The sequence below is a fragment of the Mesorhizobium sp. B2-5-4 genome, assembly GCF_006441095.1.
Classification (GTDB): domain Bacteria; phylum Pseudomonadota; class Alphaproteobacteria; order Rhizobiales; family Rhizobiaceae; genus Mesorhizobium; species Mesorhizobium salmacidum.
The window spans coordinates 1-9,832 of record NZ_VFUR01000046.1 but is presented as its reverse complement, the minus strand read 5'-3'; the positions used below and the strand labels follow the sequence as shown (position 1 = coordinate 9,832).

Sequence of the window (9,832 nt, the reverse complement as noted above, 5' to 3'; positions counted from 1 at the left end):
GCGTTGAAGGGCGGGCAGGTAGGAACCGACCGCTATTTCTCGTCCATCCGTGACGGCCTTCAGAATTGACCATGACGTTGCGCTGGGACATTGCGAAACCTGGGGAGACATGCACAGTCGATTAGGGTTTGCGCCTGAGCACCAAGCGAGCACATGTCTGCTCGAAAGTCGACCGGCAGAGCCCCCCGGAACAGGCCTTTAGAATAAGCATTGGTTGAGCGACGACCGCTTTCGAAAAAGGCTGCGCTTCGCCAGGAATGGCAGACATGCTGCGCAAGCGAGCCACCCCGCCTGACTGCTCAAAATGACCGCTTTCGGGGACTGGCTACGGCGGGCTCTACAACTGATTGAGGCGCATTGCGGACCCGCCTTTGCGCACGCCAAACCGCAGCCTCCGCGATCGCACCAGGAAAACCTCTCGATCCGGGTATTGGTCGTCAGGAGAAACCGTTCTTGAGCGCCTACTGTCCAGCCTGTCGCTGGTTAGATGAGAGGAAGTGAATCTAACCAGCGATTACCTTTGGCGAGACAAACCTGCTCTCGACAAAACGGCTTCGCGCGATCTGTCGAGGGGTCGGCATCTTCTGCGTCTCCCGGATACCAGAGCCAACAAATTCGACGGGTCCACTTATGCGGCCGAGCTGAAGCATTTCCGGTTTGGGCGATTGCGCGGGATATAGGACTAGAGATGCAGTTTAAGCCGCAAAAACTGCCGCCGACCTCGAACGCAGCAAACCACAGCCCTTGGTTAGGGCCTGTTAAACAAGCCTATTTGCACGCCGTTGTACGCCAAAACCCTCTGTCGGGCTGAACGGGATTTGCTTCCGAAGCAACGACGTGTCAGATCAACCAACGGTCCGGAAGAGGGCAGCTGAATCTCTGCTCTTGCCGCGGTTTCCCTACTCCCACTCGATTGTTTCCAGCCCAGCTAGCTCGTTGATCCATCTGGCTTTTTCTTATTTTTGACGCACAACACCGATCAACGGGCCGTCAATCGATTAGAAAATATTTTTGAGATTTCGCCAACTATCGGGATCAATCGGACGATTTTCAACCTCTCGGCACCGCGCTCCAATCTTGAAAAGTACCGTCATCGATGCACTTTGAGGTCGACAGTTTGTGCCGCTATTACTCCTCGGCAAGGTGGAGAGCCTCTTCTTCTCCGCGAAATAGATGTCCAACAAAATGTCGACGACGAGGTTCGTTCAGGCCTTTGGTAGAGGCCTTTTTTTGCTGATACTTGGTTGTCTTCCCTTTTTTCAGTGCCTCACAAGCCTGGCGGACAAGAATCAGGTCGCAGCAATGCTGTCTCATTGAGATTGGACCAGCATGCCAATGAGCTTGTGGCCGGTATGCGCAGATGCGAAATCGCTTCGTCGAATCCCGACAGCGAAGCTTGGGCAGATCGAGGTCGCCAACGATGTCCAGAGCACCATGCACAATGTCCATATCTCCGGCGCCAAACCGGTTACGCAAAGTCTATCTAGGACCGCTCCTTCGCCCGCTTTGAGGTCTCGTTGCCCGCGAGGTAGACTGCTCGCATGACCTTCAGGCTTATCTTCCTCGGGACCTCGGCCAGCGTGCCCTCGGCCGAGCGCAATCACCCGGCGCTGCTCGTTGAAGCCGGCAGTCAACGGGTGCTGGTCGATTGCGGGGAAGGCACCCAGCGTCAGCTTCTGCGCAGCGGCGCCGGATTCAGGCGACTTGATCGCCTGCTCCTCACGCACGCGCATTTCGACCACGTGCTCGGGATTCCAGGCTTGTTCTCGACGCTTCGGCTCCGGCAGAGCAAGAACCATGTGACCATTCATGGTAGCGCAGACACTCTTGACGTCGTCGCCCGCATGCTCGCTGGCCTTTGGGGTGAGGGACGCGCGCCGATCCCGCTGCAACTCGTGCCGCTTGCCCCCGGACGCGTGTTCGAGGTGGATGAGTTCACCGTCGATTGCTTTCAAGTTCGCCATCGCGATACCGACAGCTATGGCTTCGTCTTCGAGACGCCGGCGCGTCGTCACCTCCGTTCGGACCGCTTGGTAGCTCTCGGTGTGCCAGACGGTCCGATCCGGAAGGATTTGGCCGAAGGCCGCTCAATTTCTCTCCCCGACGGCCGAACGATTGCTCCCGAAGCAGTCCTCGGGCCACCCGGGGCTGGCAAGAAGCTGGTAATTGTAGGCGACACCGAAACCACTGATGGATTGGCCGACAAGGTGAGCGGCGCCGACCTGCTTGTCATCGAAGCCACATTCCTGCAACGAGATGCAGCGATGGCGCGCGACTACGGACATCTGACAGCCGCGGAGGCAGCATCGCTGGCAGCGACCAGCGATGTAAAGCAGCTCGTTCTTACGCACATCTCCGGCCGCTATTGCGACGAAGAAATTCTCGCGGAAGCCGTTCAGGCGTTTGCGAACAGCCTTATCGCAACGGATTTAACCACCCTCACCGTCTAGTGGCAGGGCCATGACATTCAGAATTGGCGTCATCTCGGACACGCACGGCTTGCTGAGGCCGGAGGCGGCGCGTTGCCTGGCCGGGGTCGACCACATCATTCATGGAGGAGACATCGGTCGCCCTGAGATCATCACGGCGCTTCGCTGTATCGCGCCGGTTACCGCGATCAGAGGAAACGTAGACACCGGTGGCTGGGCGCTACCATACGCGGAAACCGAGCTCGTACGCCTCGCCGGGCGAGCAATCTACGTGCTTCATGATCTCAAGACGCTGCAGATCGACCCGGTTGCCCAAGGCATCGACTTGATCGTGTCCGGTCACTCGCATGTGCCGAGGATGGAGACAGTGGATGGCGTGCTTTATTTGAATCCGGGCAGCGCTGGCCCACGACGGTTTAAGCTGCCTGTCACCCTTGCGGCGGTCGACATCACTCGAGACAGCATAGAGCCTTCGATATTGAGCTTGGCAAGCGGCTGAACCAATTCACCGCGCACATCACGCCCGCACCTATATCCGAGTGTCTCCTCGATTTTTCACAAGACGGCGGGCGCGCCGCAAGGCGGAGACACGGATTCTTCGCGATTTGTTAACGGGAGTTCTCGCCGCGTGCGGTGATGGACTGATCCGTCATTTCTGGCGAAACGCTGAGTGGAACGACACAACCAGCGGCCCTAGAATGTAGTCGAGCGCCGTGCGTTGCTCGGTAACGATCATGACTGACGCCGGCATGCCCGGATAAAGCGCGATCTGTGGGGCCGCGGCCAATTCCACCGGATCGACCGCTACGTCCGCGAGATAATAGGGAAAGCCGGTCTTGGCGTCGGTAATGCGATCCGCCGAAATGCGGGCGACGCGTCCATGAATTATGGGTATCGAACGCTGCTTGTATGATGTGAAACGAACTTCGGCGGCCATGTCGGGACGCAGGTTCGATATATCCTCGACGCGAACCTGTGCCTGGACGATCAGTGAATTCTCGGTCGGCACGATGTCAAGGATGGTCTGGCCCGGCGCCACGATCGCACCGATCGAGAAAACGCTGAGATCCATCACCTGGCCATCATAGGGCGCACGCACTTCGGCCCGGTCCATGGCAGCCTGGGCGGCGAACATCTTGGGTATGAGGTCGGACAGGTTCGATTGCGTATCGATCAGCATGGCCGACAGCTTGGTCCGGCGCTCATTGGTCAATTGTGCGATCTGGCTCTCGAGTTCGGCCTTGCTTTGTTGGCTGCCGCCGATGGCGCCGAGATTATCGTCGATCAAGCCCTGCAAATCCGAGGCCGACCTTTCCAGTTCCAGGATGCGTGGGCGGGTCGTCAAACCGGCCTTGAGCAGCTTCGACAGGCTGGCCTTCTCGCCGATCGTCGATTTGAGCTGGGCCCGGTAGGATTCGACCCGAGACTGCTTGCCCCGTATCTGCTCCTCGAGCTCGGCAATGCGCCGCTCGAGGATCTGCCTTGCACCGGCCATCGAGGCGCGTTGGCTTTCCAGGTCGGCGATCTGGTTTGCCATCGCGTCCTTGAGGTAGTCCTGGTGCTCCTTGAGGATGTCCTTGGGAAAGGCAACCGCCTCGCTGCCGTCCAGTTCGGCGCGGATCCTGGCATCGGTTGCGCGCAATAGTGCATATTGCTGGGCATAGAGATTGAACTCCGACCGGATCCTGGTGTCGTCCAGCTTCAGCATTATGTCGCCCTTCCTGACGACGTCGCCATCCTTGACGCGGATCTCCTTCACCGTACCGCCGTCGAAGTGCTGGACGCTCTTGCGATTGCCTTCCACCTTGACAATGGCATCGGCGAGCACGGCGCCGTTCAGAGGGGCAAAAGCTGCCCAGCCGCCGAAAATTCCGAAAAAGGCCATTATGATCAGCAGGCCGATATAGGCCGGCACCCGGATGGAATCCGGAGCCGAGATGCCGGCCTCGCCGGGCAGGCTATGGTAAGTGAGGGCGCTGTCGCTCATCGAACTCTCCGACCACAGTTCATTGGGTCGCCACCGCGATTGGAGCCGCGCGCTGGTTGAGCAGCGCCACAATCTCGTTTCTCATTCCGAAGGCGTCGACGGCGCCATCGCGCAACAGCAGGATCTTGTCGACATTCGCCAAGGTCGAGGGCCGGTGCGAGACGATAATAACAGTGCTGCCGCGGCGCTTGAGCTCGATCGCGCAGTCGCTCAGCGCGCGATCGCCATCGGCGTCGAGATTGGAACTCGGCTCGTCGAGAATGATCAGTTTCGGCGTTCCAAACACCGCCCGGGCAAGAGCAATCCGTTGCCGGTATCCTCCCGACAGCACGGCGCCGCCCTCGCCGATCTGCGTCTCGTAGCCCTGCGGCAGTCGGATAATCATCTCGTGTACGCCGGCGAGCCGTGCGGCCTCGATCACCTCCTGGTCGACATTGGTCTTGAAGCGCCCAATGTTGGCGGCGACGGTATCGGAGAAGAGTTCGATATCCTGCGGCAGGTAGCCGATGTGATCACCTAATGCGTCGTGCCCCCATTGCGACAGGTCGGCGCCATCCAGCCTGACTGTGCCGCGACTGGGTTGCATGACGCCGGCAAGGTGGCGCGCCAGGGTCGACTTGCCGGCGCCGGAGGGGCCAACGATTCCGAGCGCCTCGCCTGCTTCCAACCGGAACGACACGTCGCGCAGAAGCACTTTCTGCTGGCTTTGAATTGCAAAGCTTACCTGCTCGACGGAAATCATGCCGCTGGGCTTCGGCAGGTTGAACGCTCTTTCGTTGCGCGCGCCCCCGTCGACCAGTCTCTCAACCCTTGCCAACGCTGCCCGCGCCAGGACCAGGCTGCGCCAGAGGCCGACGATCTGCTCGACAGGCTGCAACCCCCTGCCCAGCAGGAGGCTCGCCGCGAACATGGTGCCGCCGGTAATCTGCCGTTCGATGACCAGATAGGCGCCGAGGCCGAGGATCAGCGATTGCATGGTGAGCCGCAGGAACCGGATGAGGCCCGACATCAAGGCGGCACGGTCGCTTGCCTCCGCCTGGCGCCGCAGCGCGAGGTTGCGGTCGCGCCCCCAGCGGCGGATGAGACCGTCGATCATCCCCATGGCGCGAACGACTTCGGAGTTCCTGAGGCTCATCTCCGTGAAGTTATAGTTGTTTGTCGCCAGCTCGTTGGCCTGCTTCAGCGGCGAGCGCACGAGATGCTCGTTGAGCACCGCCATGCCGATCAGGAGCAACGAGCAGCCCAATGCGAAGAAGCCGAGCCACGGATGCAGCAGGAAGATGATGCCGATGTAGATGGGCGACCATGGCAGATCGAACAAAGCGTGGATGCCGCTGCCGGTGATGACCTGTCTGAACGTATCGAAGTCGCGGATCGGCTGGCTCGGCGAGGAGCCGGGCGATGGGGTTTCGACTGACGCGGCCAGGATCTTTGCCGAAAGCAGCCGGTCGAGCCGGGCGCTGGCACGTGTCAGGATCCAGGCGCGGACCAGGTCGAGCCCCGCCAGCGAAAGGAAGGCCGCCAGCAACACCAGTGTCAGCATCACCAGCGTGGTTTCGCTGCCGCTGGTGACAACCCGGTCGTAGATCTGCAGCATGTAGAGGGGGGAAGCGAGGTAGAGCAGGTTGATCGCGAGGCTGAATGCCGCCGCAACCAGGAAATAGCGGCGGCATGCCCGAAGCGCATCCTTCACAATTCGAGACTTGCTATCCACTTCCAGAACCCCACTCGATACTCGTCAGGTCAGGGAGCCGCCGTAGCCGGCGGCCCTTTTCGCTCACACCACGAAGTCGCTTGAAATCGCTCCATTGCCGATGCCGGTCAGCGTGAATTCCGCCGGATTGTACGAAACGACGGTATGACCCTGGCCGTCATCGGCAAGCTTGAAGGCGTTCGCATCATAATTGCCGACCAGATGCAGCGCGGCGCCGTGGGTGCCGTCCGAAACGGTCAGCGTTCCGCCGCTGCCATCCTGGTTTGCCTGATAGACGGCCGTCGTTCCCGCACCGAACAGGATATCGCCGAGGTCCAGCCTGTCATCATTGGTGATGCCCCCGATCCGTCCGCTGTAGTCGAAAGAATCGTCGAGTTGCAGCATGCCGGCAGCGTCGTGTCCGAAGGTGACGTCCGTCGACGAGGCGCCACCGAATTCCAGCTTCGACAAATTGCCGATGGTGGCGTCGCCGTCGCCGGTAACCTGGCCGTGGATCACGATGTCGCCGCCATTGGCCCAGAGCATGCCTGAATTCGCCAGGCCGCCGGAGACCGTCAAGCCGCCTGAACCCGTTGCCTCGAGCGTTCCGGAGTTGGTGACGACGCTGCCACCGGTATCGATGACCAGCGCGTGCGAGCCGGTGGCGATAATGGTGCCCTGGTTGTCGATGCTGAGCATGCCGCCGCCCAGCTGGCCGGCGCCCGAGATCGTGTTATCGACGTTGACCAGAGTGACGTCCGGCCCTGTGCCGGAAATCATGTTGGCGGCGCTGTCGGACAGCAGGATCTGCCCGCCCCCCTGCAAGGTCACGCCGTGCTGGATGACCTGCAGCAGCGTATCGCCGCCGGTCGAGTCGAGCGAGATGAGGCCGCTATTGTTGAGAATGCCGCTGAGCGGCAGCAACGCGCCGTCGCCGATCGTCATGGTGCCTGAATTGTTGACCACTGGCGTCTGGTCGAACACGAAATTGCTGGCTGTGAGTGCGCCCGAATGCACGCCGTCCAGCGTGATCGACTGTCCGTCGCCGAGTGCGATCACCGCATTGCCGTTGGCATCGTCGGCGATATGCGTCTGGAGGTCGGCAAAGTCCGCCAATCCGTTATAGCCGATGAGGTCGATCTGGTCGGCCGCGGTATCGAAATTGTGCACCGTGTCGGCGCCAATCGGTTGCGAGAAGACGAAGAGATCGTTGCCGTGCGAGCCGGTCAGCACGTCGTCGCCGGACCAGGCAAAGATCGGCGAACCCGGTGCATAGGCCTCGACATTGTCGGCTATCGACGCTGTGCCCAAGGTGCCGTCGGCATTGATCCAGGTCATCTGGACATCGAGAACGGCGGCGCCGGTAAAGTTCACCGGCGTGGTGACGGTCAGCCCATGCAGGTCGTTGGTCTGCGTCGTCCAGCTTCCGTCGGCATTATGGGTTGCGCCATCGATGGTCCAGCCCGAAGGCACGTCCTTCACCGTGACGGTGATGAGCGCGCCCTCATGCGAGGGGTCGGTGAGGGCAAGGTTGATGGGCTCGCCGGACGTGCCGGCGGGCAGACTGAAAGCTGGAGTGCCGACCCCAGGGTTTCCGGCTATGTCAGTCCAGAATGAGATACCGGTGCCACTGGACAGGACTTGGACGGTATGCGCGCCACCGCCGACTGGCTTCGTAACATCCAAGGTGTAGATGTCGTGCCCGGTGCCGTCGATGCCGACATGTATGAAGGTCCCGGCTGTCGCAGTTGCCCCTACCAGCGCGATGTCATTGATGTCGAAGCCCGAGACCGCCTCACTGAAGGTGAAGGTGATCGTCTGCTTGGCACCGTTGTTGTCGTGCGAGATGACGACGGTAGGCGCTGTGGTGTCGCCGCCAGTCACATTAATCGTCGCAGTGGTTGTGGCTGTGTCCGTACCATTGTTGGCCGTGCTGTCTCCGTCGACCAGAGTGTAGGTCACCGTCTTGGCGATGGTGGCGCTGGTGGCGTTCGAATAGAGGATGTGGCCGACAAGGGCGGCCGTGGCCGCTTGCGTGGCATTGGCGTTGAAGGTGACGACCAGAGGGGTCCCGTTCGTGCCCCCGGCGAAAGTGCCGATGGTCGTACCACCATAGGTGACATTGCTTCCGCTGACGCCGATCTGCCCGGCGCCGGCACCTTGGTTCTGGATCGTCAGTTGGTCGGCGGACGTGCCGTTTGCCGTGACCGCAATCCTTAAGGATCCACCATTGAAATCGGTGGAGTCGATATCCGTCACAGTCGCCGAAGGCGCGAGCGCCGTAGCGACCGATCCGGCTGTGTAGTTGATACTTGTGGAAGTCCCTGAGGTTCCACTGTTCAGATCCAGTGCTGGCGCGTCATTGGTCCCGAGGATGTCTAAGTGCACCGAAGTGTGAGTGCCGTCCGCGCTGACAACGTCAAAGTCTTCATCGTAATGCTGACCGGCGACGAACTCGTCATGTGCCGAGGACGCCGCATAAGTCCAGGCGCCGGCCGCGTTAATGGCGAAGGTGCCATAGGCCCCAGCGGTGCCGCCCTGGGCCACGAAAGTTGCGGGGCTGTCGACGTCCGAGATTGTCAGCGAACCGCTGGTGCTGATCGCCGCCGTCGTATTGCCCTCGGTCCGGTTGACCGAGGCGGAGGAGAGCGCCGCTGCGTCATTGGCGCCGTTGATGGTGACGGTAAGCACGGCGGTGTCGGTCAGGCTGCCGTCGCTGACGGTGTAATTGAAGGTGTCCGTGGTCGAGCCGCCCGTATTGAGCGCCTGCACCGTCGCGTCGTTCTCGTTGACGACATAAGTATAGCTGCCGTCGCTGTTGAGCGTCAGCGTGCCGTGCGCGCCGACCAGGCCGGCGCCGACCGAACCCGCGGTGCCGGCGCCTTCGACGCCACCGGTGCGGATGCCGCTGACCGTCAGGCCGGCGCTGTCGATATCGCTGTCGTTGGTGAGCACGTTGCCGGTGCCGTTGTTGCCGCCGGAGCCGTTGAGGGTGCCGCCCTTCTCGGTGGCCGCGACAGCACCGAGGCTGGCGCTGGTGTCGTTTACACCAATCGGTGCGTCATTGGCGCCGTTGATGGTGACGGTAAGCACGGCGGTGTCGGTCAGGCTGCCGTCGCTGACGGTGTAGTTGAAGGTGTCCGTGGTCGAGCCGCCCGTATTGAGCGCCTGCACCGTCGCGTCGTTCTCGTTGACGACATAAGTATAGCTGCCGTCGCTGTTGAGCGTCAGCGTGCCGTGCGCGCCGACCAGGCCGGCGCCGACGGAACCCGCGGTGCCGGCGCCTTCGACGCCACCGGTGCGGATGCCGCTGACCGTCAGGCCGGCGCTGTCGATATCGCTGTCGTTGGTGAGCACGTTGCCGGTGCCGTTGTTGCCGCCGGAGCCGTTGAGGGTGCCGCCCTTCTCGGTGGCCGCGACAGCACCGAGGCTGGCGCTGGTGTCGTTTACACCAATCGGTGCGTCATTGGTGCCGACGATGTCGATCGACACCACCTGGGTGACGACACCGCCATTGTGGTCGTCGACCTGCACCGTGAAGCTGTCGGCCAGATGCTCGCCGACGGCGAGCGCATCGACCGCGCCGCTGTCGCTGACCGTATAGTGCCAGGTGCCGTCGGCATCGACGCTGGCCGTGCCATGAGCGGCCGCCACGCTCACCGACAGCGTGTGCGTGTCGCTGGTGTCGACATCGCTGAAGGTGACCTGGCCGGTCGCCTTCTG

5 protein-coding genes are annotated in these 9,832 nt (G+C 61.5%); 2 read left to right on the top strand and 3 right to left on the bottom strand.

The genetic code is table 11. The features are described from left to right. The first annotated feature begins 1,541 nt into the window (after nt 1-1,541). Nucleotides 1,542-2,450: an MBL fold metallo-hydrolase gene (locus FJ492_RS28460; protein ID WP_140510426.1), complete on the top strand. Its 909-nt coding sequence runs from the start codon at nt 1,542-1,544 to the stop codon at nt 2,448-2,450. A gap of 10 nt (nt 2,451-2,460) precedes the next feature. After that, on the top strand, nt 2,461-2,928 hold the full coding sequence (locus tag FJ492_RS28455; protein ID WP_140746887.1) for a metallophosphoesterase family protein: 468 nt from the start codon (nt 2,461-2,463) through the stop codon (nt 2,926-2,928). A 150-nt stretch (nt 2,929-3,078) separates the two neighbouring features. Here the strand turns inward: FJ492_RS28455 and FJ492_RS28450 are convergent, their stop codons facing one another. From FJ492_RS28450 to FJ492_RS28440, 3 genes are all read right to left on the bottom strand, one after another. Continuing rightward, nucleotides 3,079-4,416 (bottom strand): HlyD family type I secretion periplasmic adaptor subunit, encoded by a 1,338-nt coding sequence (locus tag FJ492_RS28450; RefSeq protein WP_140773646.1) that lies wholly within the window; start codon nt 4,414-4,416, stop codon nt 3,079-3,081. A gap of 19 nt (nt 4,417-4,435) precedes the next feature. Beyond that, nucleotides 4,436-6,130, bottom strand: coding sequence for a type I secretion system permease/ATPase (locus FJ492_RS28445; protein ID WP_140773644.1), 1,695 nt, complete (start codon nt 6,128-6,130; stop codon nt 4,436-4,438). 63 nt (nt 6,131-6,193) lie between these two features. Next, on the bottom strand, nt 6,194-9,832 hold a 3,639-nt coding region (locus FJ492_RS28440), incomplete at its 5' end, for a VCBS domain-containing protein (RefSeq protein WP_140773642.1).